We start from the raw sequence: 24,868 nt of genomic DNA, 5'->3' as shown, positions 1-24,868 counted from the left end.
TGACATAACTCTCGCTCGGCCCGCTCACGCGGCGCTCACAGACCGCTTACATGGCGCTCACGCCTGGCAAGTGTGAAGCCTCTGTTACGGAATCGTGACTTTATAGTGCAATACACAGGCCCGCGAGGCGTCACGCGGCTACCGTTGACGCGTGACTACTTCATCGCTCACGACCTCGGCCTCGCCGGTTCTCGCTTCTCCCCTCGTCTCGACACAGTGGCTCTGCGACCACCTCGGTTCCGACGGATTGATTGTGCTCGACGCGACGGTTCTCTCTGTCGCCGCATTCGACGGTTCGCCCACCTGGTTGAGCGGACTCGACGCCTATCTCATCGACGGCCACATTCCGGGCGCCCTGTTCGCCGACCTGCTCGAAGCGTTTTCTGACACCGACAAGCCCTACGGATTCGCACGACCCTCCGCCGCACAGTTCGAGGCGGCGGCGACCGCGCTCGGTATCACGAATTCGTCGACCGTCGTGATCTACGACAACGCGCTGGGGCAGTGGGCCGCACGTCTCTGGTGGTTGTTCCGGGCCTTCGGCTACGACCGGGTCGCGGTGCTCGACGGCGGGCTCACCAAGTGGAATCTCGACGAGCGACCCGTGGAGACCGGATACATCGAGCCCGAACTCTCTGACGAACCCTTCGCCGCCGGCGAGCGCCCCGAACTCTGGGTCGACAAGCCGTATGTCGAGTCTGTTGTCGACGGGCGAACGGATGCTCGGCTGGTCTGCGCGCTGCCCGCGGCGGAATTCGCGGGAACCGCCGGCCCCCGCAGCCGACTCGGACACATTCCGGGCAGCGTGAACGTAACCGCCGGTCGCCTGGCCGACCGTGCCTCGCACGTGCTGTTGAAGGGTGACGCGCTTCGGGAGGCCTTCGCTGCGGTGCTCGGCGAGGGTACGGATGCCGCCGTCGACCTGGCGCAGCCTTCCGGCCGTCGCATCGTGCTGTACTGCGGCGCGGGAATCGCGGCGGCGGCCGACGCGCTTGCCCTCGTTCTGCTCGGCGAGACGAACGTCGCCGTCTACGACGGCTCGCTCAACGAGTGGGTCGCCGATGAGTCGGCGCCGGTGGTTTCGGCCGCCAGTCGATAGAGCAGTTCGAGGGTCGCGCCGAAACCGATCGGTCGAGCCAGCGCTTGAGCGGCAATCGGCACGACCGCGGCTCGTGACGCCGTGACGTAGACGCTCTCACCGGTCGCCAGAAAGAGTTCGAACGCGGCGGTCGCCATGGCGCTGAGCCCCGACGGATAGGCGCCTTCAGACACGTCACCCTCAGCCAGCAGGCCGTGCGCTGCCAGCACGGGGTCTCCCCCGCCGGGCACCGTGAACACCGCACCGGGCGCCGACGGCCGCGCGCGACCCGACGGAGCCGAGGTTGCCGTCGAGCCATTGGCGTGAATGCACGCGTCGACGAGCTGGTGGGCGACACGACGGAAGCCGTCGTCGCCCGTCGCGGCTGCCAGCCGGCCCAGGCCGAGTGCGAGCATTCCGTAGTCTTCGAGGGTCGCACGGGCATCCGACGTGCGACCGCCGAGTGAGGCTCGAATGACGGTACCGTCGGCACGCAGGTGATGCTCGCGCAGGTAGTCTGCCGCCGAGCGCGCGGCGAGCATCCATCGTTCGTTGCCGAAAGCGACCGCGGCGTGGACGAGCGCGCCGATGGCGAGTCCGTTCCAGCCGGTCAGAATCTTCTGGTCGAGTTTCGGGGGAACCTCGGCGGAGCGCTGCTCGGCGTCGAGGGCGTAATAACCGCCCTCCGACTGCTGGCCGGCCACCACGCTCTCGGAGTCCTGTGCCGACGCGAACCCCCCGGCATCGACCTGAAGCACGGTGATGAGGTACTCGGCGATTCCGGCCGCGGCGGCTGTTGCCCAAGAGCTGTCGTCGGGGTCGAGAAGCTCGGCTGCTGTCGTGTACGCGTCGAGCAGCAGCGCGTTGTCGTAGAGCATGCGCTCATAGTGCGGGTCGCTCCAGTCGGCGCGGGTAGCGTACCGAAAGAAGCCGCCCTCGACGGGGTCTCTCAGGTCGGAGGCTGCCATGGCCTTCAGGGTGCGCAACGCCAGCGGGGCATCCGCCCGCAGCAGAAACGAGAGCACGGGCGCCACCGGAAACTTCGGGGCCCCGCCGAAGCCGCCGTGCACGGTGTCTTCGTAGGCCTCGAGCTCGCTCGTGACCTTCGCGAACTGGTCGGCGGTCGGCACCGCCGGCAACACCGGTAAGACGCGGGCTTCACTGGGCGCGGCACTGCCGGCCTCAGCCCCTCCACCTCGCACGATCTCACCCGCGGCCGCGAGCGCCGCTGTCAGCTGCTCGGCCGTGTCTTCGACGTCGGCGCGGCGAGTGGCCCAGGCGTCTGTCACAGCGCCAAGCACCTGCGTGAACGAGGGGTTGCCCTGCACCGCGATCGGTGGAGAGTACGTTCCGCCGAAGAACGGGCGGGCATCCGGTGTCGTGAACACGTTGAGGGGCCAGCCCAGGTTCTGCGTGAACGCACCCGCCGCCGCAAGGTAGAACGCGTCGACCTCAGGGTGCTCTTCACGGTCGACCTTGATCGCCACGAATCCGTCGTTGAGCTGGGCGGCGAGCACCGGGTCGCTGAAGCTCTCGCGCGCCATCACGTGGCACCAATGGCACGTGGAGTAGCCGATGGACACCAGCACCGGCACGTCGCGGCGTTTCGCCTCGGCGAACGCCGCTTCACCCCAGGCGAACCAGTCGACGGGATTGTCGGCGTGCGAACGCAGATACGGACTGATAACGCCGGCAAGCCTGTTGACCATACTCACCAGCATTACACTGAAGGGCTGATGATTCCTGCCTCGATCTACTTTCCGCCAGAACTGCCCGTCAGTCAGCTGCGCGATGAAATCGCGCGCACGATCGCGGCGAACCAGGTGGTCATCGTCGCAGGCGAGACCGGCTCGGGCAAGACCACGCAGCTGCCGAAGATCTGCCTCGAACTCGGCAGAACGAGCATCGGGCATACGCAGCCCCGGCGCATCGCGGCGCGCACCATAGCCGAACGTATCGCCGAAGAGCTCGGGCAGAGCGTCGGCGAACTCGTCGGGTACCAGGTTCGGTTCACCGACAAGGTCGGTGCCGACACCCGCATCAAGCTGATGACCGACGGCATTCTGCTCAACGAGATTCACCGCGACCGTCTGCTCAAGAAGTACGACACGATCATCATCGACGAGGCGCACGAGCGCAGCCTCACCATCGACTTTCTGCTCGGCTACCTTCGTCAGCTGCTGCCGCAACGCCCCGATCTCAAGGTGATCGTCACCTCTGCCACCATCGACCCCGAGAGTTTCTCGCGCCACTTCGGCGGGGCACCCATCATCGAGGTGTCGGGGCGCACGTACCCGGTCGAGGTCAGGTACCGGCCGTTGGTGGCCGACGCTGACGCCGGCTGGGCTGCCGGTGCCGACGATGACGGTGCTGACGATGACTTCGCGCTCGACGATGTCGACGACGCGCCTGCCCCACGGTCTCGCGCCGGAGGTGACTCGAGTTTTGGCCTCGGTCGGCGCAGCGCCGCCCCCGGCTCCGGCCCCGGCCCGGGCCCCGGCCGCGCGAGCGAAAACTCGACCGCGAACCGCGATCCGCTCGACGCCGTGAACGACGCCCTCGACGAGCTCGCACGCGAGGGCGACGGAGACGTTCTGGTGTTCTTCTCGGGCGAGAACGAGATTCGCGATGCCGAAGAAGCGATTCGGGGCCGACTCAACTCTGGTGGTGGCGCGCTCGGGGCTGCTACCGAAGTGCTTCCGCTCTACGGACGGCTGTCGGCGGCCGACCAGCACAAGGTGTTTCAGAAGTCGTCGGCCCCGGGAATCCGCCGGCGCATCGTTCTGGCGACCAACGTCGCCGAGACGAGCCTGACGGTGCCCGGAATCAAATACGTCATCGATACCGGCACCGCCCGCATCAGCCGATACAGCGTGCGCTCCAAGGTGCAGCGCCTTCCGATCGAGGCCATCTCGCAGGCCTCGGCGAACCAGCGCGCGGGCCGCAGCGGTCGCACCAGTGACGGCATCTGCATCCGCCTGTATTCCGAGGCCGATTACCTCGCGCGGCCGAAGTTCACCGAGCCCGAGATTCTGCGCACCAACCTCGCCGCCGTGATTCTGCAGATGATCTCGCTGGGACTCGGAGACATCGCCTCGTTCCCGTTCTTGCAGCCGCCCGACTCGCGTGGCATCAAAGACGGTCTCGACCTGCTGAGCGAACTCGGTGCGGTGAATCTCGCCGGTGGAAACGCGCGAGGTCGCGCCGGGCGAGATGCCGCCACGCCGTCGGATGACACCCCGACGCTCACACGGGTCGGCCGCGACCTCTCGCGCATTCCCATCGAGCCGCGATTCGGGCGCATGGTCGTCGAGTCGAAAAAGCACTCGACGAGCCGCGAGGTGATGATCATCGTGGCCGGGCTCACCGTGCAAGACCCGCGCGAACGCCCGTTGGAGAAGCGTCAGCGCGCCGATGAGCTGCACGCGCGTTTCACCGACCAGACGAGCGACTTTCTGTCGCTGCTCAACCTCTGGAACTACCTCGAGACCAAGCAGGCCGAGCTGTCGTCGAGCGCGTTTCGGCGGCTGTGCAAGGCCGAGCACCTCAACTACCTTCGCGTACGCGAGTGGCAAGACGTGTACCGGCAGTTGCGCCAGCTGGCCCGGCCGCTCGATCTGACCATCGGCGAACCCTCGGTCAACCCCGACGGAATCCACCGGTCGATTCTCTCGGGGCTGCTGTCGCACATCGGTCTGAAAGACCTGGCGAAGAAAGACTACGCCGGAGCCCGCCAGACCCGCTTCAGCATCTTTCCCGGCTCTGCGCTGGCGAAGAAACAGCCCAACGCGGTGATGAGCGCCGAACTCGTGGAGACGAGCCGGTTGTTCGCTCGTATGAACGCGGCCATCGACCCGGCGTGGGCCGAGGGCCTGGCCGGAGACCTCTGCAAGCGCACGTTCTCTGAACCGCACTGGGAGAAGAAGCAGGGCGCCGTCGTCGCATTCGAACGGGTGACGCTCTACGGCGTGCCGATCGTGCCGAAGCGCCGCGTGCAGTTCGCGCGCATCGACCCGTCGTATGCGCGCGAACTGTTCATTCGGCACGCACTCGTCGACGGCGAATGGGAGTCGCAGCACGCATTCGACCGAGCGAATCGACGTTTTCGAAGTGAGCTCGCGGAGATAGAAGAACGCAGCCGCCGCCGCGACCTGTTGCTCGACGATGAGGCCGTGTTCGAGTTCTACGACGCCCGTGTTCCGCGTGATGTGAACACTGCCCGCAGTTTTGACGGGTGGTGGAAAATGGCTCGGCATGACACTCCCGATCTGTTGACGATGACGGTGGAATCTCTGGTGCCCGAAGGCGCACCCGAGATCGACGAGACGAAGTTTCCGACCTCGTGGCAGCAGGGCGACCAGAAACTGGCGCTGAACTACCGGTTCGAGCCGGGAACCGAAGACGACGGCGTGAGCGTGACCGTGCCGCTGGCGCTTCTCCCGCGACTGCAGCCGCAGGCATTCGAGTCGCAGGTGCCCGGATTCCGCGAGGAACTCGTCACCGCGCTCATCCGCTCGCTGCCGAAGAACATTCGTAAGAACTTCGTGCCGGCCACCGACTGGGCGGTCAAACTGCTCGCCGCGCTGCCCCTCGAGCAGTCGCCGGCCGGCGACCCTGGCGGCGACTCCTTTCTCGCAGACCTCGCCCACACCATGTCGCGCCTCGGATTCACTCCTGTGACCGCCGCCGACTTCGACAGATCTCGCATTCCCTCACACCTTTCTGTTTCTTTCCGGGTCGTGGATGAACGGGGTAAAACCATCGCGGCCTCGAAAGACCTGGCCGAACTGCAGTCGCGTTACCGATCCGTCGCCCGTGAGAGCGTCGCCCGTGCATCCAGTGCCACCGCCAGCCACGTCGAGCGAAGCGGAATCACTGCCTGGGACTTTACGGAACTGCCGCGCCACATCGACACGAAAATGCCAGGCAGTGTAATTCGCGCGTATCCGGCGATTGTGGATAACTCCGGCTCCGTCTCGATCCGATTGATGAGCACCCGCGAGGAGGCCGACCGGCTGACACAGGTCGGCGTTCGAGCCCTGCTGCTGCTCGCGGTGCCGTCGCCGGTGTCGTACGTGCGCGAGCACCTCACTCAGAACGAGAAGCTGATTCTCGCCACGAGTCCGTACCCGAGCATCCAGGCGCTCTTCGACGACTGCCTGCGCGCCTGCGCCGATGCGGTCATCCGCGAGTCGCATCCCGACGGCCTGCTCTTCACCCAGGCCGAATTCGAGACCGTGCGCGACCGCCTCTCGGCAGGACTCATGAACCAGATGTACGCGACGGTCGCCCTCGTCGCAGCCAGCCTGACGAAGGCTCGGGATGCCGAACGCGCCCTGAAGGCCGCCACAAGCGTCTCGCTGCTGTCTGCGCTCAGCGACGCGCGCGGGCAGCTCGAGGCGCTCATCTACCCCGGATTCGTTTCCTCCACAGGAACGGCCCAGCTCGAAAGTTATCCACGGTACTTGACAGGCATCGAGCAGCGCCTGCAAAAGTTGCCTGACGCCCCGGCACGAGACCGGGCCTGGATGACGGAGGTACAGAATGCCACAGCACGTTACGAGGCAGCGGGTGGCCCGCTCCCCCTGCCCGCGAACGCGCTCGCCCTCGTGAGCCCGCCGCTGCTGCGGGTGCGCTGGATGCTCGAAGAACTCCGCATCAGCCTCTTCGCCCAGTCTCTGGGCACCGACGGCCCCGTCTCCCTGCAGCGCATCCAGAAGGCCCTCGCGTCCTGACGCCGTCAGGGTCGGGCGGAGGGGAAGAACCGCACCGTCTACCCGGTACACTAGTGAGGTTGTGAACAGCTACTCGAGTCTTCTGAAAACCCGCGGTGTCGGGCGCATTATGGCTGCCCAATTGCTAGCGCGCTTTCCGTTCGGCATGCTTTCGCTGGCGTTTCTGCTGCATATCGAGCGGGTGCACGACTCCTACGGCTCCGCCGGACTCGTGCTTGCTGCGCTCTCGATCGGCCAGGCTATCGCGGGCCCGCTGACGAGTCGGCTGATGGGCCGCTGGGGCATGCGGCAGGTGATCAGCTCGACCATCGTGGTGTGCGCCATCGCGATCTCCACCATCGCGCTGGTGCCGATGAGCATCCCGATGACCATGGCCGTGGCGTTCATCGCCGGGCTCACGATGCCGCCCATTCAGCCCGCGGTGCGCACGATCTACCCCAAGATGGTGAACTCGAAGCAGCTCACGCCGCTGTTCTCACTCGACGCCTCGGCACAAGAGATCATCTGGGTGGTCGGACCGGTCATCACGACGTTCACCGCGACGCAGATCGGCACCGTGCAGGGTATTCTGCTCGCCGTCATCTTCTTAGTCGTCGGCGGCGGCTGGTTCTTGACGAGCCCCGAGCTCGGCCGGGTACGTATTCCGCGCAGCCGACGCCGGCTGGGTGCGGTGCTCAAGAAGCCGCCGGTGCTGCTTGCGACGATCGTCGGTTTTTTGCTCGTCGCCACCTGTGCTTCGGTCGAGGCCGGCGTGGTTTCGACGTTCGGCAACGGCGGAGCCGAGGCCGGCATCGTGCTCGCGGTCTTCGCGGTGGGCTCGCTGGTGGGCGGACTCGCTCTGGGGCATCTGCCCATCGGATCGTGGGCGCTGGCGCAGCGCATGCTGATCGTCTTCGTCGGAATCGGAATCTCGGCGATCTCGCTGAACGTCTGGTGGCTCGGCGTGTTCCTGTTTCTCGCGGGTGTCGGCATCGCTCCGGCTCTCGCGGTGATGTTCTCGATCGTCTCGTCGAGCGTGCGATTCAGCGACACGGCTGAGGCGTACGGCTGGGTCGGCACCGGTCAGCTCATCGGAGCGGCCGTGGGGTCGGCCCTCGCGGGGTTCATGATCGACTCCGTGGGGCCGTCGGGAGCCTTCTACGTCGCCGCGTCGCTCGCTGCGGTGGGCTTCGTGGTGCCCGTGCTCGGCCATCGCTGGCACCCCGACCTGCGCGGAAAAGACGCCAGCCCCCTCGCCGACACCGAGCCCGTGATGACGGTCACCTGACCTGCAGCGGGCGACGCGAAAACGTAGGAGATTTCGCGGCGGTAAGCCCTATAGGGCGGCACCGTGCCGAATCCTCCTACGTTTTTGCCACGCACCGGCCCGGGATAATGGAGACATGATCTTCGCGCCGAACCTCACCCTCAACGACGGCCACACCATCCCTCAACTGGGGCTCGGTGTGTACAAGGCCACCGATGCTGAGGCCGCCGCCGCCGCGACAGCCGCGTTCGACCTCGGCTACCGGCACGTCGACACTGCCACGCTCTACGACAACGAGGTGGGTGTGGGCCAGGCGGTCGCCCGCACGAGCGTGCCGCGCGCAGAACTCTTCGTCACGACGAAGGTCTACCAAGACCGCCACGGTTATGACGAGACGCGCGCCTCTTTCGACGAGAGCCTTGAGCGCCTCGGCCTCGAGTACGTCGACCTGTACCTCATCCACTGGCCCGCCCCCACGCAGAACAAGTACGTCGAAACCTGGCGTGCGCTCGAGAAGATCCAGGCCGACGGGCTGGCCCGCTCGATCGGCGTGTCGAACTTTCACCCGCACCACCTCGAGCGCCTGGCCCACGAAACGAGCATCGTTCCGGCCATCAACCAGATCGAGCTGCACCCGTGGCTGCCCCAGGCCGAGGTGCGCGCCTACAACGCTGCGCACGGAATCCAGACCGAGGCCTGGTCGCCACTCGCCCGCGGGCGCGTGCTGGGCAACCCGGTGCTCGACGAACTCGCCGCGAAGTACGGCAAGTCCCCCGCTCAGATCGTGATCCGCTGGCACCTCGAGCTCGGCAACGTGGTGATTCCGAAGTCGATCACGCCCTCACGCATCGCCGAGAACATCGACGTGTTCGACTTCGCGCTCGACACCGACGACATGGCACTCATCGCCACCCTGGAGACGGGCGAGCGCACCGGCCGCGATCCCGACTTCGAGGGCTGACGCGCTACTCGTGCCACCAGCGCGAGTGGATGCCCGGCGAGCGCCGACCGGATGCCAGCCCCTCGCCCCAGCGCTACCAGCGCGAGTGTATGCTCTGCCGAAAGTACTCGTCGTAAATCCGTCGCACGCCCTCGTCGAAGGCGGCACCCAACGAAGGCACCGACCCGGCGGCAGCGTTCGCCTCGGCTTGCCCCGGGTTGCGCGCACCAGGAATAACCGTGCTCACACCCGGCAGCTGCGCCACCCACGCCAGGGCGGCGGTCGCGGGTGTCACGCCCTCAGGCCCGACCGAGGCGACGAGTGCGGCGAATTCCCGCGCCGCAGCGACGCCGGTCTCGAAGTCGACGCCCGAGAACGTCTCCCCCACGTCGAACGCACTGCCGTCGCGGTTGTACGTGCGGTGATCCGAAGCCGCGAACGTGGTCTGCTCCGTGTACTTTCCGGTCAAGAGCCCCGACGCGAGCGGCACGCGAGCAATGATGCCGACACCAGCGTCGCGCGCGGCGGGGAGCACAGCATCCAGCGGCTTGAGCCGGAAGGCGTTCAGAATGATCTGGATGGTCGCCGTGCCCGGCCGAGCGATGGCGGCGAGCGCCTGATCGGCGGTCTCCACGCTGAATCCGTAGTTCGAAACGACCTCCTCAGAGACGAGTGTCTCGAGCGCGTCGTAGACCTCATCGCTCTCGAACACCTGGCTCGGCGGGCAGTGCAGCTGAACGAGGTCGAGCGTCTCGACGCCCAGGTTGGTGCGTGACCGGTTCGTCCAGGCGCGAAAGTTGTCGAGCACGTAGTTCTCGGGCACCTGCTCCTGGCGGCGCCCCATCTTGGTGGCAACGGTGATGCCGTGCCCGGGGTTCTCCGAGAGATACCGCCCGATCAGTTGCTCGCTGCGGCCGTCGCCGTAGACGTCGGCCGTGTCGAAGAAGGTGACGCCGGCCTCGACCGACGCATCGAGTACCGCCAGGGCATCCGCTTCTTGCACGTCACCCCAATCGGCGCCGAGTTGCCAGGTGCCGAGGCCGATGCTCGAGACGGTTCTGTGGGTTCTGCCGAGTTCGCGAGAGTGCATTCGCTCAGCCTAGCTACGCAGATGCTGCTGTAGGGAATCGACCAGGCCCTTGCGTTGTTGTGTGTAGCAAGGGTACAAGAGCACGCAGATCTGCCTGCGGGCTCCGAATACTCGATAAGGCTCCGCACAACAGCAAGGAGACGCAGTTGAGCAAAATCTATGTAGAGATCGAAAACGAATACGGCGAATTCGCCCGGTACAAGCACCACTCGAACGGGCGCGGATTCATCTCCGCGACCTCGGTCGTGCACCCCACCGCTTTCGTCGAATCGTCGGCGTACGTCGAACCCGAGGCGCAGCTCGGCCAGGGCGCCTGGGTGGGCGCCGGCAGCTGGATCGACCGGGGCGCCGTCGTGGGCGCCGGAGTGTTCATCGGCGCAGGCGTGCACGTCGGGCAAGACGCCCGCATCGGCCGCGGCGCGAAGATCGGCAGCCACACCCGCATCGGCGACCGCGCCGTGATCACCGACGGCATGCACGTGCCGCACGACACCACCATCGCCGACGGAGAACTGGTCGCACGCAGCGCCCCGGCTCGCCCGACCCTCGGCGGCCCCCAGTCCGGCACCAGCGCCGTGCGCAGCACCACCAGCACCGACAGCGGTTTCGCCAAAGCGGCCTAACCCGTCTTACGGGTGGGGGATGTTGCGCAGGTTGGTCTTGGCCAGCTGCACAGCCTCTCCCACTCCCCCGTTCATCACGATCTTCGACACCGCGAGGCTGAATCCCTTCACCTGGCCGGCCGTGATCGTCGGCGGCAGCGACAACGCCAGCGGATCGGTCACCACATCGACCAGCGCCGGCCCGTCATGGGCGAACGCCCTCTCAAAAGCCTCCCGAACGTCGGTGGGCTTTTCGACTCTCTGGCCGTAGATGCCGAGCGCGTTCGCCAGCGCGGCGTAGTCCACCATCGGCACATTGACGCCGAAGTCGGGGTACCCGTCGACCAGCATCTCCACCTTCACCAGCCCGAGTGTCGAGTTGTTGAAGACCACGATCTTCACGGGCAGCTTGTATGCGGCCACGGTCACGAGCTCGCCGAGAAGCATCGACAGGCCGCCGTCGCCCGAGACCGAGACGACCTGCCGGCCCGGATGGCTGATCTGCGCGCCGAGAGCCTGCGGCAGCGCGTTCGCCATCGAACCGTGCAGGTACGAGCCGATGATGCGCCGCCGCCCGTTCGGGTTGATGTAACGGGCCGTCCACACATTGCACATGCCGGTATCGGCGGTGAAGATCGTGTCGTCTGCAGCGACGTCGTCGAGTATGGATGCGACGTACTCGGGGTGGATCGGCGTCTTCTTCTCGACGTTCTTCGCGTACGCGCCGACCACGCTGCCGAGCAGCTTCTGGTGCCGCTTGAGGGTCTTGTCGAGAAATCCGCGGTCCGCCGTGCGCGAGACGAGCGGCGTCACAGCGGCGATCGTCGCAAGAACATCTCCGTGCACCGGAACCTGCACAGAGGCCCGCCTGCCCAGATGCTCGGCCCGGGCATCCACTTGGGCGATGACGACCTCACCGCGACCGGTACCGCCTTCGGGCAAGAACTGGGTGTACGGAAAGTCGGTGCCGAGCAGAATGAGCAGGTCGGCGTCATGGATGCCCGCGTGCGCGGCTCCGTAACCGAGCAGCCCCGTCATTCCCACGTCGAACGGGTTGTCGTACTGAATCCACTCCTTGCCCCGCAGCGTGTGCCCCACGGGAGCGGCGAGCAGGTCGGCGAACGCAACAACCTCGTCGTGCGCGCCTTCGACTCCGGCCCCCGCGAAGATCGCAATGGTCTTGGCGGCGTTGATCGCGTCGGCGAGGGCCCGAACATCCGTCTCCGCAGGCACGAGCACCGGATGCCCGGGCAGCACAAAAGCGGGCGCAGAACCCTCGGCCGGCAACTGTGCGATGTCACCCGGAAGGCTGACCACAGCGACCCCACGCAGCGCCACCGCATGCCGCAGCGCCGAGTTCACGACGCGCGGACTCTGCGCCGGCGTGGAAATGAGCTCACGATAGTTCGAGCATTCGACGAACAGGCGGTCAGGGTGCGTCTCTTGAAAGTATTCGCTTCCGATCTGTTCTGACGGAATATGGCTGGCGATCGCCAGCACCGGCGCCCCCGAGCGATGCGCATCGAAGAGACCGTTGATGAGATGCAGGTTGCCCGGCCCGCAGCTGCCGGCGCAGACCGCGAGTCGGCCGGTGAGCTGTGCCTCGGCTCCGGCGGCGAACGCCGCTGCCTCTTCGTTGCGCACGTGAATCCAGTCGATGCCGCCCTTCGCCGCGCCACCGGTGCGGCGCACGGCGTCGACCACCGGGTTGAGGCTGTCACCCACGATTCCGTAGATGCGCCGCACGCCCGCGTCGACGAGCTGGGCGATGAGTTGGTCTGCAACGGTGTCTGCCATGGCTCCATTCAACACGCCGCTGCCGCGAAACGCCCGACTCGGCTCGGCCCTTGCGCGCACACCATATGCTGTGACCCATGCGACTCCTCTTCGTGATTCTGCGTGTCGTGGTCGCGGCGGCGATCACGGTGGCCATCGTGGCCCAGCTGGCGCATTCGCTGAGCTTCTTGCAAGGCACAACCGGGTTCGACGCGGGTTTTTACATCACGAACTTCTTCAGCTTCTTCACGGTCGACTCCAACGCGGCCAGCGTCGTGGTTCTGCTCGTCGGTGCGGGGCTGGCCATCCGGCGCAGCGGGCCCGATCCGCTGCTGTTCACCACCGTTCGCGCCTGCGTCGTCACGTACATGGTGACCACGGGCATCGTCTACAACCTGCTGCTGCGCGGCATCGCCCTGCCCCAGGGCCAGACGCTCGAGTGGTCGAACGAGATTCTGCACGTGGTCGGCCCGATCTACCTACTGCTCGACTGGCTGTTCGCGCCGGGGCGCATCCCGCTGAACTACCGCAGGCTGTGGGCCATCGTGTCGTTTCCCATCGCCTGGGTGATCTACACGCTCATCCGCGGGCCGCTGGCCATCGATGGCACGACGGGCAAGCCGTGGTACCCCTATCCGTTTCTCAACCCGACCCTCTCGGCGAACGGGTACTTCTCGGTGGCGTTCTACGTGCTGCTCATCGCGCTGGTCATCTGCGCGATCGGGGTGGGTGTGATCTGGGTCTCGCGACGATCGATCTCCACCCGCACCTGACCCCATCTCCACCCGTGGGCCGAGCCGCTCGGCGCGCCGCCCGACGAGCATGAAGACATGAACATTCAGATCATCGTCAACGCGCTCGTCATCATCGTTCTGGTCGGCTACATGGGCCTGCGTCAGGTCAACTGGCGCCCGGTCGAAATCGCCCGCATGTGGCGCGGACCGGTCATCCTCGGCGGAATCGGCGTCGTCACCCTCGCGAACTCGACGAACTTGGCTCACCTCAGCACCTTCGATGTCGCAGTTCTGGTCTTCGAGATCGTGGTTTCGCTCGGAGTCGGCGCAGCGATGGGGGTCATGGCGAAGTTCCGGCCGATCACCGCCGAAGGCCGCGCCGCAGCCCGCGACGACAGCACCGCGACGCTCGAGAGCCGCACCGGATGGTGGGGGTTCGCCCTGTGGGTCGGCTTCATCGCCCTGCGCATCGGCATCGATGCGGGCGCCGGCGCCATGGGATCGCAGATCGCTTCGTCGACCGCGGTCATCCTGATTCTGCTGGCTGCCAACCGCGCCGCTCGTTCGGCCGTGTTCTCGGCGCGCATCGGCCGCCTGAGCCACGTCACCGCGTGAACCACAGCGAGCACCTGAACCACGGCGTGCGCCTGAGAACGGATGCCCGCCGCCATCTCTGCGCCGACCGGGCGAGAATGGGGTGGTGAACTCTGCACCGCGAACCGGCTGGCTGAGCCTGGCGCTCAACCTGGCCGGCGTCGCCCTGGTCGGCTATGCCCTCTTCGCATCTTTCGCCCCCGTCATTGCACCCGCCCTGGTCGCCATCGGCACGGTCGGTCTCGTCGCCTGGCTCGTTTCTCTGATGGCCTCGATAGCTCTCACGAGGGGCGTCGTCAGCGGTGCTCCCTCGCGTCACCTCGAACTTCCCCCTGCTCTGCCCGGCGCGCCGGCTGGTGCGCTGCCCCGCGTCATCCTGGTCACTCTCACCGTCGCCGCTCTCTGCGGAGCCTTCATCGCCGGCCCCACCCTCGGCCTCGGCATCGCACTGACGGTTGCTGCGCTCATCCGCACCATCGGCACCGTTCAGTGGCCGCTCTGGTGGGGCCTTCTGCTCGGCGTCGTGTCGGCAGCCCTCGTTGCGGTGGGCGCGGTTGTGACTTCGTCGGGTGCCGGCCTCTCCGCAGACCTCTCGCCCGGTGGCCTGCTCGCTATCGAGGGTGGCATCGTCATCTCGGCCCTCGGCGGGCTGAGTCGGCGGCAGTTCCGGCTGGCCGAACTGCAGGCCGAACACCTTCGCGAAGAACACCTCGTCGCTGTCGAGAAGCAGGCCGCCCTCACGGCCCTTTCAGATCGGCAGGGCATCGCCCGCGAGATTCACGACGTGCTGGCGCACAGCCTGGGCGGGCTCGTAATTCAGCTCGACGCCGTCGATGCCCTCCTCGAGGCGGGCCAGACCGACGCGGCCGCCGATCGTATTCACGACGCGCGACGCCTCGCCGCGTCGGGGCTCGCCGAGGCTCGACGGGCGGTGGATGCCCTGCGGGAGCCAGACGCATCGTCTTCCGTTTCGCCGGCGGCACTGCTCACCAGCTTCGACGAGCTGGTGAGCGCCGATCGTGCCCTGGGCTCTGTCGTGACGCTGACCGTGCACAGCACCGAACCCGCAGCGGACGACGGCCTGCTCTCGGGTGAGGCGGCTCACGCCCTGCGACGGACACTGCAAGAGGCGCTGACCAACGCCCGCAAACACGCCGCCGGCGCCGCGGTCGACGTGCAGGTCGAGGTGGCGCCTTCGGCCGTGCTGCTTCGAGTCGCCAATCCGCTTGCCGCCCCGCGGGTCGTCGTCGGCAGCTCCGGCGGGTCGCGGGGCATCGCCGGCATGCGTGAGCGCTTTGCCACACTGCCCGGCGCCACACTCAGCGTCGAGGCAGAAGACGGCACGTTCGTGGTCACGGCAACTGCCATGCTTCTGTCATGACCGAACCGCGCATTCGAGTGCTTGTCGCCGATGACCAGGCGATCATTCGCGACGGGCTCGTGACCGTGCTCTCGCTGCTGCCCGACATCGAGATCGTGGGCTCGGCAGCCGATGGCGCCGAAGCCGTGCGGCTCGTCGCCGAGCAGCACCCCGATGTGGTGCTGATGGACCTGCGGATGCCCGTGCTCGACGGCACGGCAGCCACCGCCGAGATCGTGCGCGACCACCCGCACACTGCGATTCTTGTGCTCACCACCTTCGCTGACGACGCATCGATCTCAGGGGCACTGCAGAAGGGCGCCCGCGGGTATCTCACGAAAGACGCCTCCCGAGCAGAGGTCGCGGCGGCCATCCGGTCGGTCGCCAACGGGCAGACCACTCTCGCGCCGGAGGTGGCGGCGCGCCTGATCGGCAGTTTCACCACCACCACTGACGCCGCCTCGGCTGATGCCCCCGCGGCCGATACCGCCACTACGGCCACTGCCGCCACTGCCGATGCCACCACCGAAGCCACTAGTGCCGATGCCACCGCTGCTGCTGCGAATTCGGCGGCCCCGGGCATCCGGTTTCCGCAGCTCACCCACCGCGAACGTGAAGTACTCGAGCTGATGGCGACCGGGCTCAACAACGCGGAGATCGCCGCGCGCCTGTTCGTGAGTGTGGCCACGGTGAAAACGCACATCAACGCTCTGTTCGCCAAGTTGCACGTGCGTGACCGCGCTCAAGCGATCGCCCTCGCACTCGCGGCACCCGGTGCCAGTGACGGTGTCGACGGCAGTGTAGGGTCGAAAAATGCCTGAAGCAGAAGTGCGTGGAGCAGCGTTGAGCCGAGACGAAGTCGCCGAACGATTGACGCTGGTCGTGAGCCGGCTGAGCCGGCGCATCCGCCCGGTGGGCGACGAGCTGAGTCACGGGCTGCTCTCAGCGCTCTCGAGCGTGCGTGCTGCCGGGCCCATCCGGCCGAGCGACCTGGCCCGGCTCGAGCACGTCGCGGCGCCTACCATGACCCGAATCGTCGCCGATCTCGAGCACCGTGGCCTCGTCGAGCGCGACGCCGATCCGCTCGACGGCCGGTCGTTCTTGTTACGGGTGAGCGAGCCCGGACTGACCGCGCTCGCTGCGGCCGGCTCGGCGCGGCGCGAGCGCGTGCGCACCATGCTCGCCGAGCAGCCCGACGAGCAGCTCGCCCTCATCCTCGCGGCCCTGCCCGCCCTCGAGGCCGCCGCCGTGAGCGCCGTCAGCGCCTAGCCTGCTTGCCTGAGCCCTCTCCCGCGCGCCCCCCTTCGCCCGCGCCCCCCTCCCGCGCGCCCCCCTCCGCCTAGCCTCCGACTTTGCGAAAAAGCACCTTCCCGAGCGATTTTGGGGGCTTTTTCGCCAAGTGGATGATGCGGCACGGGTGGAGCGGCACGGCGTCAGCCGTCGAGAAACTCGCCCGTACGAACATCCACCCCGGCCAGGTCGTCGTCGAGCTCGATCGGCTCGATGAGGTGGGCGTCGAAGGGGTCGAGCGTGCGCGAGTTGTTCACGGTTCGCGCCACCGGATAGGTCGTGATCGACTTCGCGACGGCCAGAGAACTGCGGTCGAGCGCGGTCAGCACGGGGTCGGCGTTCGTGATCTTCGTGGGGTCGAGCCACGGCGCCCAGAGATCGGGAGTGAGAAACACCGGCATGCGCTCGTGGATCGCCCCCGACGCATCGGCCGCCTCACGCGTGACGATGGTGAACGTCACCTTCCACTCGCCGGCGTCGTCTTTGCGCGCACTGTAGAGCCCTGCGGCAGCCAGCACGTCGGCATCGCCGTGGATGAAGTATGGCTGCTTACCATCGTCCTGCTGCTGCCATTCGTAATACCCGATCATCGGAACGATGCACCGATGTGAAGCAAAAGCGCTGCGGAACATTCCGTTCGTCGCCACGGTCTCGAGCCGCGCGTTGATCGGCGCCGGCCCCTTCGGCTTGGCCCAAGCCGGCTTCAGCCCCCACTGCGCGAGCTCGATCTCCCGCGTCTCGCCCGCAGCCGCCCCAGCAGACCCCGTCTCGGCAGACGCCGCCTCGGCAGACCCCGCATCCGCCTTCGGCGCCCGCTGCCGGATGATCGGGGCCTCATCGGTCGGCGAGACGCTGTAGCTCGGCCTCCACTCCTGCGGGTCGCCCCCGCGCGCAATGAACTCGAGGATCAGGTCGTCGGTCTCTTTGTTCATGGCGAACCTGCCGCACATGTCGCACCTCCCTGTTCGATGTCGAGTTTACGAGCGACACCTGACATTCGTCACGCGTGGCTGCGTTGCCACGCCTGCCGCTGCAGCGTGAGTATGCGTACGACCGACGCGTCGATCTGCTCCACGGAGATCTGCCCCGCCTGCACGGCAGCCGCGATGGCGGCGACCAGCGGCGGCAGATCGATGTCGTTGTTGTACAGCAACAGGTCGTTGCCCGCTCGAATCGCGGCGATCGCGTTCGTCGTGCGATCGGCGTACTGCGGCTGACCCGAATCTTCGAGCATCTGCATGTCGTCGGTGACCGCCACCCCGGTGAATCCGAGCTGACCGCGCAGCATCTCGTGCCAGCGCACCGAGAGGGTCGCGGGAACGGAATCGACGCTGGTGTACTCGAGGTGCCCGAACATCACCAGCTCCGCCCCGGCGGCGATGCCGGCCTCGAAGGGCGGGGCATCCCGAACCGCCCACTGATCGACGGGCAGGTCGGTGCTCGGAATAGTCGTGTGCGAATTCGCCTCGGTCTCGCCGTGGCCCGGAAAGTGCTTGAGCGTCGAGAACACCACCCCCTGCTCGGCGGCCACCGAAGCGGCGACGCGCTGGCTGGCCGCCTCGGCGTCGGTTCCGAGCACGCGGTCGTAGATGAAGGAGTTCGGGTCGGCCGTGACATCGGCGATGGTGCCGAAGTTCACCGAAACCCCGGCCTGCTTCAGCAGTGCCGCGCGCTTCGTGAAGGCGTCGGTCGTCGAGCTCACCGGCATCGACCGCAGCAACTCGCCGCCGGGAAGCGTGTCTTGCGGCAGTCGAGCCACGTCGCCGCCCTCTTCGTCGATGGAGATCAGCGGGCTGAGCCCCGGCGACAGCGAGATGCCCGAGAGCTGAGCACCGAGGGCCTCGGCCGACGCCGGAACGTTGTCGGCCCGCAGCAAGAACCCGCCGGGCTTGTCGGCCTGCAGATAGGCCTGCATCGGCGCCGGGTCGGTTCCCGAGATCTCCACCATGAACATCGTCGAGATCTTGTCGGCCAAGCTCATCGACCTCATCCGCGTGGTCGCGAAGGTGCGGTCGAGTTCGGCGGGTGTCGGCAGGTACCGCGTGGGTGCGGGAGTTGCGCTTCCGGCTTGGCTTCCGAGTCCGGTTTCGGTGACGCCTGTTTCGCCACCGGATGCCCGATCCGTCGCCGAGGGTGTCGAATCCGCTGCGCCTGCTACCGCCGTCGCGCCTGCCGAACCCGTCGCAGAGCCGCCCGCTGTGGCGCATCCCGCCAGACACACCATCACCGCAGCAGCGAGCACGGCAACCGCCGGGCGCGCTCTGCGAAGACGGCGAACCCTCACCCGACTTCTCCGGGCCTCACTCCGGCGGCCGACCCGTCGCCGACGAAGCCGGTACCGGCAGATTTGCCGGCTGATGCGCCGGCAGCGCCGCCGCCCGCAGCGCCGCCGACGCTCGCGGCCTCGGTCACCTCGACCGCCAGATCGCGGTGCCGGGTCTTCATCGCAACGTAACGTGAAGCGTTACCTCGAACGCCCTCCCGCTCCTCGGCGGTCAGCTCGCGCCGCACCTTGCCGGGGACTCCGGCCACGAGCGATCCGGCCGGAACGACGGTTCCCTCGAGAATGAGCGCACCCGCCGCGATCAGGCACTCTTCACCGATCACCGCCCCGTTGAGCACGGTCGCGTTCATGCCGATCAGCGTGTTGTCGCCGATGGTGCAGCCGTGCACCACAGCGCCGTGACCGACGCTCACACCGGCGCCGATTCTCGCCGGAAAGCCGGGGTCGGCGTGCACGACCACGTTGTCTTGCAGATTGCTGCCGGCGCCCAGCGAAATGCCGATGGTGTCGGCACGCAGCACGGCCCCATAAAAGACGCTCGACTCTGCGGCCAGCGTGACCTGCCCGATCAGCGTGGCCGAGGGAGCGACCCAGGCGGTGGCGTCGATCTTCGGGGTGTTTCCATCGAAGGAGATGATGGTCATGCGATCGGCCCCAACCAGGCATTGGCGACGGTGGAGTGCGCGGACTCCCCGTCAGATGGATGAAAGATACCCGCAATCACGTCGCGGTACAGCCGGCCGAGCTCGCTCGACGCCGACAGCGACGATCCACCCGACACACGAAGGGCCTGATCTACGACGAATCGCGCATTCTCGGTGGCGCGCACCTTGAGCCCGACGAGCCGCGGGAACCACTGTGCCCCGTGATTCGCGAGCTGGTCGACATCGCGGGCGAGAGTGTCGAGCTGAGGGTAGATGCCGTCTTGCGCGATGGCCGCCTCAGAGATCTTCCAGCGGATGTCCGGGTCGTCGGAATACGCCCGCCCGTCGTTCTTCATCGACGTTCGCCGCTTGGCCGCCTCGACCGCCAGCTCGAGGGCGCGCTCGCCGATGCCGGTGTACACCGCGGCGAGCAGAATCTCGAAGTTCGCGAAGATGCCGAAGATCAGCGGGTCGGCGCTCGGGCCCGCTGGGAGCTTTCGAAATACGCGGTCTGCAGGCACCTCGGCGCCGTCGAGCACCGTGGTCGAGCTCTGGGTGGCACGCATGCCGAGCGTGTTCCAGTCGTCGAGAATCGTGTAACCGGGGGTGTCACGGGTGATGAATCCGTGCACGAGCAGCGGAGCATCCGGAGCCGAGTCGTCGCGCCCGAAGATACCCAGTCGAGTCCAGGCGGGCGAGAGCGACGTGAAGATCTTCGTTCCGTAGTACCGGTAGGCGCCGTCGGGCTGCGGTTCGGCCCGCGTCTTCGAGCCGAACAGCACGAGGTCGTTGCCGGCCTCGCTGTTGCCGAAGGCGAAAAGCTCACCTTCGGCCGCCTCGCGCAGCACGAACAGCAGCGAGTCGTCCCCGCGGTCGAGCAGCGTCTTGGCGACGCCCGTCCAGACGAGATGCATGTTGAGGGCGAGGGCCGTCGCGGGTGCCGCCGTCGCGAGCCGCACCTGCTCGCGGGCCACACGTTCGAGCCCGAAACCGAGACCGCCGATCGCGGTGGGAGCGAACATCCGCAGGTACCCGGCGTCGCGCAGTTCGGCGAGGTCGTCGAAAAAGAAGGCGTTCGCTTCGTCGTACCCGGCGGCGCGCGAGCGGATGCGCTGCAGCAGCTCATCGCTGACGATGCTGACACTTTCGAAACCCGGGTTCGAACTCACCCGTCAAGCCTAGGTGCAGATACCGGGCGCGCGCAGGTCGAGCGGGCAAGATGGTGACATGGCACTCCCCATCGAAGACTATGCACTGATCAGCGATTGCCATACGGCAGCACTCGTGGGCAAAGACGGCAGCATCGACTGGCTCTGCCTGCCGCGCTACGACTCCCCCTCGACCTTCGGCGCCCTGCTCGGCGACAAGAACCACGGGCGGTGGCTGATCGCCCCGACCGACCCGAACGCGCACTCCCGCCGCGAGTACACGGGCAATACCTTCAACCTCGTGACCATCTGGACCACCTCGACTGGTGTCGTCGAGGTCACGGACTTCATGCCGCACGGCGATCGCCGCGCCGATCTCGTGCGCCGGGTTCGCTGCGTGTCGGGCAGCGTCGAGATGACCGTCGACTTGCGCATGCGCTTCGCCTACTCCAGCGCGATTCCGTGGGTACGCCAGATCTCCGAGGGCGAGGGGGCGGATGCCCGCAACTCCCTGGTGGCCATCGCGGGACCCGACGCACTCGTCTTTCGCGGCCCCGAACTCACCCCGCGCAACCACGCCCACGGTCGCGACTTCACCATCGCCGAAGGAGAGACCGTCGACACCGTGATGACGTGGTTCCCCTCGCACCGACCGCTGCCGGTTCCGGCCGACGTCGACCGCGTGCTGGCCGACACCACGGACTGGTGGGAGAACTGGGGATCGAACAGCACGCACGACGGCCCGTACAAATCCGCGGTCATCCGTTCGCTGCTCGTGCTGCGGGCGCTCACCCACGAAGACACGGGTGGAATCGTCGCGGCCGCGACCACGTCGCTGCCTGAGTCGTTCGGCGGTCAGCGCAACTGGGACTACCGCTATGTCTGGCTGCGCGATGCTTCGCTCACGCTGATGGTGCTGCTCGACCACGGGTTCAAGACCGAGGCCACGGATTGGCAGGGCTGGCTGCTGCGCGCCATTGCCGGTGACCCGAACGATGTGCAGATCATGTACGGCATCGCCGGCGAGCGCTGGCTGCCCGAACGCGAGATCACGACTCTGCCGGGGTACGAAGGGGCGTCGCCGGTTCGGGTCGGCAATGGCGCTGTCGACCAATACCAGGCCGATGTCATCGGCGAAGTGATGGTCGGCCTGCACAAGGCGCGCGAAGCCGGCGCCGAGCAGAGCCTCGACGCGTGGGCACTACAGCGCGCCCTGCTGGGGTTCACCGAGCAGAATATCGACCGCAAAGACTCCGGTATCTGGGAGATCAGGGGCGAGAACCAGTACTTCACCCACTCGCGCGTGATGATCTGGGCGGCCCTCGACCGAGGAGTACGAGCGGTCGAAGAGCACGGCATGCGCGGGCCCGTCGAAACCTGGCGAACGCTTCGAGCTCAGGTGCGCGACGCCATCGAAGAGCATGGATTCAACACAGAACTCGGCACGTACACTCAGGTCTTCGACGGCACGGCCGTCGACGCCTCACTTCTGCAACTGGCGCAGGTCGGCTACCTCGCCTACGACGACCCACGGATGCTCGGAACCGTCGCCGCGCTCGAGAAGCAACTCATGCGCGACGGGCTGCTGATGCGGTACCGCACCGAGACGGGGGTCGACGGGTTGCCCGCCGGCGAGCATCCGTTTCTCGCCTGCTCTTTCTGGCTCGTGGAGCAGTACGCGAAGACCGGCCGCACCGACGACGCGATCGCGCTCATGGAGAGGCTGCTCGCCCTGCGCAACGACGTCGGCCTGCTCTCTGAGGAGTACGACGTGACGGCCGGTCGGCAGGCCGGCAACACCCCGCAGGCGCTCTCGCACCTGGCGCTCGTTCGGGCAGCGGATGCCCTGACCCAGCGCTGACCCCGCGCTGACCCCGCGCTGACCCAGCGTTGAGCCGGCGCTGAGCCGGCGCTATGCCGACATCGCCCGGTCTCGCACCTGAGGCCGTGTTCTACGCCGTGTTCTAAGCCGCCGTTCTACGCCGCGAGCGCGACGATCTGCTCGCGGATGACGCTCGCGCTCTGAAAAGTGGCGCCGACGACGGCGACGTGCTTCCAGCGGATGATGCCCTCCGCGTCGATCACGAAAACGGCGCGGCGCAGGCCGAGCACCGGAGCCGTGATGCCGAACGCCTTCGCCGACACGAGGCCCGGGTCGGCGAGCAGCGGAAACTCCAGCCGCTCTTTGAGAGCGAACTTCTCGTGGCTCTCGAGGTCTTGCGGGCTGATTCCCCATACCTCGGCGCCCATCTCGGTGAACTCGGCGAGCTCGGACTGATACGAGCACAACTGCGCCGTGCAGACCTTGCTCTGGTCGCCCGGGTAGAAGGCGAGCACCAGCGGCCGGCCCTTCGCCGCGCTCAGCGTGTAGTCGGCTCGGGTCACCGTGCCGTCACTGCCGAGCAAGAGGCCGGGAAGAGTGAAGTCGGGGGCGGGGGTACCGATCTCTGCGAGTTTTGCCATAGGCCGCACACTACTCCCCGCGCGTGAACTCCTCGCCGGTTTCGGTGCTGACCGCTTTCGCACCCGGCGGCAGGTTAGACAGGTCAGGTGCGATGATCACCGGGCGGTCGCCCGAATCGGGCAGCCCGAGCGTCGGCACGAACAGATCGGGCTGGGCGAGCACCAGGTCGTCGGAGCGCTTCTCGAGCGTCTTGCCGCGGAAGTAGTCGGGCGCCCGCAGCCACCAGATCACCATGAGCACCGCGCCGATGATCATGGCTCCAATGCCGACCACCGCAACGGCGCCGATTCCGAAGATCGTCACGTTGTTGCCGTCGTCGTCGACCAGCCAGTCGGGCTGCGCGTAGTTGTACAACCCGAAGATGAAGACGGCGGTGAGAATGAGGCCGCCCAGCAACGGAACGACCCCGCGCATGATGAAGTTGCGGAACGACGTCGTCAGCGTCTTGCGGTAGAACCACGCACACGCGTATCCGGTCAGACCGTAGTAGAACGCGATCATCAGACCGACCGAGCCGATCAGCGCCAACAGCAGCGACGGGCTGATGAAGGTGAACAGCAGATAGAAGGCGACCGAGATCACGCCCATCGCCACCGTCGCCCAAGTCGGCGTCAGAAACTTCGGGTGGATGCGCGCGAACTTCTCGGGAATGGCCTTGTACGCGGCCATCGAGAGGGCGGTGCGCGCGGTCGGCAGAATGGTGGTCTGCGTCGACGCCGCGGCCGAGGTCAGAATGGTCGCCGAGAGCAGCAGCATGAGAATCACGCCGATGGGCGAGTCACCGAAGAGCTGGCTGCCGATGGCGCTGAACACGTCAGCCGAGTTGTCGGGGTTGCCGAGGCCGATTCCATCGGTGCCCACACCCGCGAAGGCGACGGTCGCCACCGAGACGATGCCGTAGGTGGCCAGCAGCAGCAGAGTCGAGATGACCGCGGCGCGCCCGGGCGTCTTGCCGGGGTCGTCGCTCTCTTCGTTGCAGGCTACTGCGGTGTCCCAGCCCCAGTAGATGAAGATGCCGGTCAGCAGCGCGGGAGCGATGATGGTGCCGAAGTCGAGCCCCGTGGGCAAGAACCAGTCGAGCTGCGGAATCAGCGAATACGATTCGGCCGTGCCGGAGTAGACCCGCACGAGGGCGAACACCGCGAAGACGATCAGGATGATCACCTCGAAGCCCAGCAAGAAGTACTGCAGGCGCGCCGATACCTCGATGCCGCGATAACAGATGAAGGTCATGATCGCGATCCAGGCCACGCCGACCAGCGTCGTCGCCACGGTGTTCGTCGACAGATCGGCGATGCCGGGTATGCCCAGTTCGCCGAGAAACGTGAACGAGTACGACCCGGCGATCTGCGCCAGGTTCGCCATGACGATGACGTCGGCCGCGATGATGCCCCACCCGCCGAGCCATCCGGTCTTCGCCCCGAAAGCGCGCGCCGCCCAGGTGAAGGTGGTGCCGCAGTCGGGCTCGGCCTTGTTCAGTTCTTGGTACGACACAGCGATGAAGTACATCGGAATGAAGGCGAGCAGAACGATCGCCGGAGCCTTCACCCCGGCCAGCAGAGTGCCGCCCGTGGCGATGATGAGCCCGAGACTCGCCGCGAGGCTGTACGCCGGGGCGGTCGACGACATGCCGACCACGATGCTCGAGACCAGCCCGAGCGATCCCGTCTTGAGGCCCTTGCTGTCGACCGTACCGCCGCTGCCGGATGCACCGGGGCCGCTGCCTCCCGACGCGCCCCCGCCGCTGGTCGAAGCCGAATTCGCTGGCACAGTCGTCATGATGTCCGCCGTTCTGAGAGCATCAAACCCCTCACGAGGCGTGAGATTGGCAAGAATCTACACGAGAAAGTGTTTCGCGCGCGCTCCTTCTGTGAAAACTGTTG

Annotated in this window: 19 protein-coding genes and 1 pseudogene; 11 read left to right on the top strand and 9 right to left on the bottom strand. The window is 66.9% G+C overall.

Annotated features, from left to right (window positions below; all coding sequences use genetic code 11):
• Nucleotides 1–151: 151 nt before the first annotated feature.
• Nucleotides 152–1,099, top strand: coding sequence for a sulfurtransferase (locus LQ955_RS02815; RefSeq protein WP_231026723.1), 948 nt, complete (start codon nucleotides 152–154; stop codon nucleotides 1,097–1,099).
• On the opposite strand, the gene LQ955_RS02810 is transcribed toward LQ955_RS02815, so the two are convergent.
• Nucleotides 1,030–2,787 carry a thioredoxin domain-containing protein gene (locus LQ955_RS02810; RefSeq protein ID WP_231026722.1) on the bottom strand — a complete coding sequence of 586 codons (1,758 nt, stop codon included), beginning with the start codon at nucleotides 2,785–2,787 and terminating at the stop codon, nucleotides 1,030–1,032. The two genes, LQ955_RS02815 and LQ955_RS02810, sit on opposite strands and share 70 nt — an antisense overlap.
• Nucleotides 2,788–2,814: 27 nt before the next feature.
• Between LQ955_RS02810 and hrpA the strand changes: the two genes are divergently transcribed.
• From hrpA to LQ955_RS02795, 3 genes are all read left to right on the top strand, one after another.
• A complete protein-coding gene (gene hrpA, locus LQ955_RS02805) occupies nucleotides 2,815–6,813 on the top strand; it encodes an ATP-dependent RNA helicase HrpA (protein WP_231026721.1) in 3,999 nt (1,332 codons plus the stop codon).
• A 61-nt stretch (nucleotides 6,814–6,874) separates the two neighbouring features.
• Nucleotides 6,875–8,080, top strand: coding sequence for an MFS transporter (locus LQ955_RS02800; RefSeq protein WP_231026720.1), 1,206 nt, complete (start codon nucleotides 6,875–6,877; stop codon nucleotides 8,078–8,080).
• A 115-nt stretch (nucleotides 8,081–8,195) separates the two neighbouring features.
• Nucleotides 8,196–9,020: an aldo/keto reductase gene (locus LQ955_RS02795; RefSeq protein ID WP_231026719.1), complete on the top strand. Its 825-nt coding sequence runs from the start codon at nucleotides 8,196–8,198 to the stop codon at nucleotides 9,018–9,020.
• 73 nt (nucleotides 9,021–9,093) lie between these two features.
• Here LQ955_RS02795 and LQ955_RS02790 read toward each other — a convergent pair whose 3' ends face one another.
• Nucleotides 9,094–10,089 (bottom strand): aldo/keto reductase, encoded by a 996-nt coding sequence (locus tag LQ955_RS02790; protein ID WP_231026718.1) that lies wholly within the window; start codon nucleotides 10,087–10,089, stop codon nucleotides 9,094–9,096.
• Between the two features lie 146 nt (nucleotides 10,090–10,235).
• On the opposite strand from LQ955_RS02790, the gene LQ955_RS02785 reads away from it, so the two are divergent.
• Nucleotides 10,236–10,712, top strand: coding sequence for a hypothetical protein (locus LQ955_RS02785; protein WP_231026717.1), 477 nt, complete (start codon nucleotides 10,236–10,238; stop codon nucleotides 10,710–10,712).
• Nucleotides 10,713–10,718: 6 nt separating this feature from the next.
• Here the strand turns inward: LQ955_RS02785 and LQ955_RS02780 are convergent, their stop codons facing one another.
• Nucleotides 10,719–12,488, bottom strand: coding sequence for a pyruvate dehydrogenase (locus LQ955_RS02780; RefSeq protein WP_231026716.1), 1,770 nt, complete (start codon nucleotides 12,486–12,488; stop codon nucleotides 10,719–10,721).
• A gap of 77 nt (nucleotides 12,489–12,565) precedes the next feature.
• On the opposite strand from LQ955_RS02780, the gene LQ955_RS02775 reads away from it, so the two are divergent.
• The 5 genes from LQ955_RS02775 to LQ955_RS02755 all read left to right on the top strand — a co-directional run bounded on the left by LQ955_RS02775 (nucleotide 12,566) and on the right by LQ955_RS02755 (nucleotide 16,424).
• Nucleotides 12,566–13,240, top strand: coding sequence for a Pr6Pr family membrane protein (locus LQ955_RS02775; RefSeq protein ID WP_231026715.1), 675 nt, complete (start codon nucleotides 12,566–12,568; stop codon nucleotides 13,238–13,240).
• Between the two features lie 57 nt (nucleotides 13,241–13,297).
• Nucleotides 13,298–13,816: a hypothetical protein gene (locus LQ955_RS02770; RefSeq protein ID WP_231026714.1), complete on the top strand. Its 519-nt coding sequence runs from the start codon at nucleotides 13,298–13,300 to the stop codon at nucleotides 13,814–13,816.
• 85 nt (nucleotides 13,817–13,901) lie between these two features.
• Nucleotides 13,902–15,176, top strand: a complete 1,275-nt coding sequence (locus LQ955_RS02765; RefSeq protein ID WP_231026713.1) for a sensor histidine kinase — start codon at nucleotides 13,902–13,904, stop codon at nucleotides 15,174–15,176.
• The gene (locus LQ955_RS02760) at nucleotides 15,173–15,976 is read left to right on the top strand and encodes a response regulator transcription factor (RefSeq protein ID WP_231026712.1); all 804 of its coding nucleotides are present in this window, start codon (nucleotides 15,173–15,175) and stop codon (nucleotides 15,974–15,976) included. The genes LQ955_RS02765 and LQ955_RS02760 overlap by 4 nt, the downstream gene beginning before the upstream one ends.
• Nucleotides 15,969–16,424 (top strand): MarR family winged helix-turn-helix transcriptional regulator, encoded by a 456-nt coding sequence (locus LQ955_RS02755; protein WP_231026711.1) that lies wholly within the window; start codon nucleotides 15,969–15,971, stop codon nucleotides 16,422–16,424. The genes LQ955_RS02760 and LQ955_RS02755 overlap by 8 nt, the downstream gene beginning before the upstream one ends.
• A gap of 164 nt (nucleotides 16,425–16,588) precedes the next feature.
• Here LQ955_RS02755 and LQ955_RS02750 read toward each other — a convergent pair whose 3' ends face one another.
• The 4 genes and pseudogenes from LQ955_RS02750 to LQ955_RS02735 form a co-directional block, all read right to left on the bottom strand.
• Nucleotides 16,589–17,395, bottom strand: coding sequence for an SOS response-associated peptidase (locus tag LQ955_RS02750; RefSeq protein WP_255713675.1), 807 nt, complete (start codon nucleotides 17,393–17,395; stop codon nucleotides 16,589–16,591).
• A gap of 50 nt (nucleotides 17,396–17,445) precedes the next feature.
• Nucleotides 17,446–18,729: a glycoside hydrolase family 3 N-terminal domain-containing protein gene (locus LQ955_RS02745; RefSeq protein WP_231026709.1), complete on the bottom strand. Its 1,284-nt coding sequence runs from the start codon at nucleotides 18,727–18,729 to the stop codon at nucleotides 17,446–17,448.
• Between the two features lie 137 nt (nucleotides 18,730–18,866).
• A pseudogene (locus tag LQ955_RS02740) lies at nucleotides 18,867–19,373 on the bottom strand (gamma carbonic anhydrase family protein); the annotation flags it as partial.
• A complete protein-coding gene (locus LQ955_RS02735) occupies nucleotides 19,370–20,542 on the bottom strand; it encodes an acyl-CoA dehydrogenase family protein (protein WP_231026708.1) in 1,173 nt (390 codons plus the stop codon). The pseudogene LQ955_RS02740 and the gene LQ955_RS02735, both read right to left, overlap by 4 nt.
• 58 nt (nucleotides 20,543–20,600) lie before the next feature.
• Here LQ955_RS02735 and LQ955_RS02730 point away from each other — a divergent pair, with 58 nt between their 5' ends.
• Nucleotides 20,601–22,382, top strand: a complete 1,782-nt coding sequence (locus LQ955_RS02730) for a glycoside hydrolase family 15 protein (protein WP_231026707.1) — start codon at nucleotides 20,601–20,603, stop codon at nucleotides 22,380–22,382.
• Nucleotides 22,383–22,498: 116 nt separating this feature from the next.
• Here LQ955_RS02730 and LQ955_RS02725 read toward each other — a convergent pair whose 3' ends face one another.
• The gene (locus LQ955_RS02725; RefSeq protein ID WP_231026706.1) at nucleotides 22,499–22,984 is read right to left on the bottom strand and encodes a peroxiredoxin; all 486 of its coding nucleotides are present in this window, start codon (nucleotides 22,982–22,984) and stop codon (nucleotides 22,499–22,501) included.
• A 10-nt stretch (nucleotides 22,985–22,994) separates the two neighbouring features.
• On the bottom strand, nucleotides 22,995–24,764 hold the full coding sequence (locus LQ955_RS02720; RefSeq protein WP_231026705.1) for an APC family permease: 1,770 nt from the start codon (nucleotides 24,762–24,764) through the stop codon (nucleotides 22,995–22,997).
• Between the last annotated feature and the right edge of the window lie 104 nt (nucleotides 24,765–24,868).

The organism is Subtercola endophyticus (assembly GCF_021044565.1).
In the GTDB taxonomy this organism is placed as follows: domain Bacteria; phylum Actinomycetota; class Actinomycetes; order Actinomycetales; family Microbacteriaceae; genus Subtercola; species Subtercola endophyticus.
Note: the sequence above shows the minus strand (reverse complement) of the source record. Positions and strands in the feature narration are given on the sequence as shown.

What these genes read in the sequence shown, in the direction of transcription:
- LQ955_RS02755 (WP_231026711.1), top strand. Translation starts at nt 15,969, where the DNA reads ATGCCTGAAGCAGAAGTGCGTGGAGCAGCGTTGAGCCGAGACGAAGTC.
- LQ955_RS02810 (WP_231026722.1), bottom strand. Translation starts at nt 2,787, where the DNA reads ATGGTCAACAGGCTTGCCGGCGTTATCAGTCCGTATCTGCGTTCGCAC.
- LQ955_RS02750 (WP_255713675.1), bottom strand. Translation starts at nt 17,395, where the DNA reads ATGTGCGGCAGGTTCGCCATGAACAAAGAGACCGACGACCTGATCCTC.
- LQ955_RS02770 (WP_231026714.1), top strand. Translation starts at nt 13,298, where the DNA reads ATGAACATTCAGATCATCGTCAACGCGCTCGTCATCATCGTTCTGGTC.
- LQ955_RS02760 (WP_231026712.1), top strand. Translation starts at nt 15,173, where the DNA reads ATGACCGAACCGCGCATTCGAGTGCTTGTCGCCGATGACCAGGCGATC.
- LQ955_RS02720 (WP_231026705.1), bottom strand. Translation starts at nt 24,764, where the DNA reads ATGACGACTGTGCCAGCGAATTCGGCTTCGACCAGCGGCGGGGGCGCG.
- hrpA (WP_231026721.1), top strand. Translation starts at nt 2,815, where the DNA reads ATGATTCCTGCCTCGATCTACTTTCCGCCAGAACTGCCCGTCAGTCAG.
- LQ955_RS02725 (WP_231026706.1), bottom strand. Translation starts at nt 22,984, where the DNA reads ATGGCAAAACTCGCAGAGATCGGTACCCCCGCCCCCGACTTCACTCTT.
- LQ955_RS02795 (WP_231026719.1), top strand. Translation starts at nt 8,196, where the DNA reads ATGATCTTCGCGCCGAACCTCACCCTCAACGACGGCCACACCATCCCT.
- LQ955_RS02775 (WP_231026715.1), top strand. Translation starts at nt 12,566, where the DNA reads ATGCGACTCCTCTTCGTGATTCTGCGTGTCGTGGTCGCGGCGGCGATC.
- LQ955_RS02730 (WP_231026707.1), top strand. Translation starts at nt 20,601, where the DNA reads ATGGCACTCCCCATCGAAGACTATGCACTGATCAGCGATTGCCATACG.
- LQ955_RS02780 (WP_231026716.1), bottom strand. Translation starts at nt 12,488, where the DNA reads ATGGCAGACACCGTTGCAGACCAACTCATCGCCCAGCTCGTCGACGCG.
- LQ955_RS02790 (WP_231026718.1), bottom strand. Translation starts at nt 10,089, where the DNA reads ATGCACTCTCGCGAACTCGGCAGAACCCACAGAACCGTCTCGAGCATC.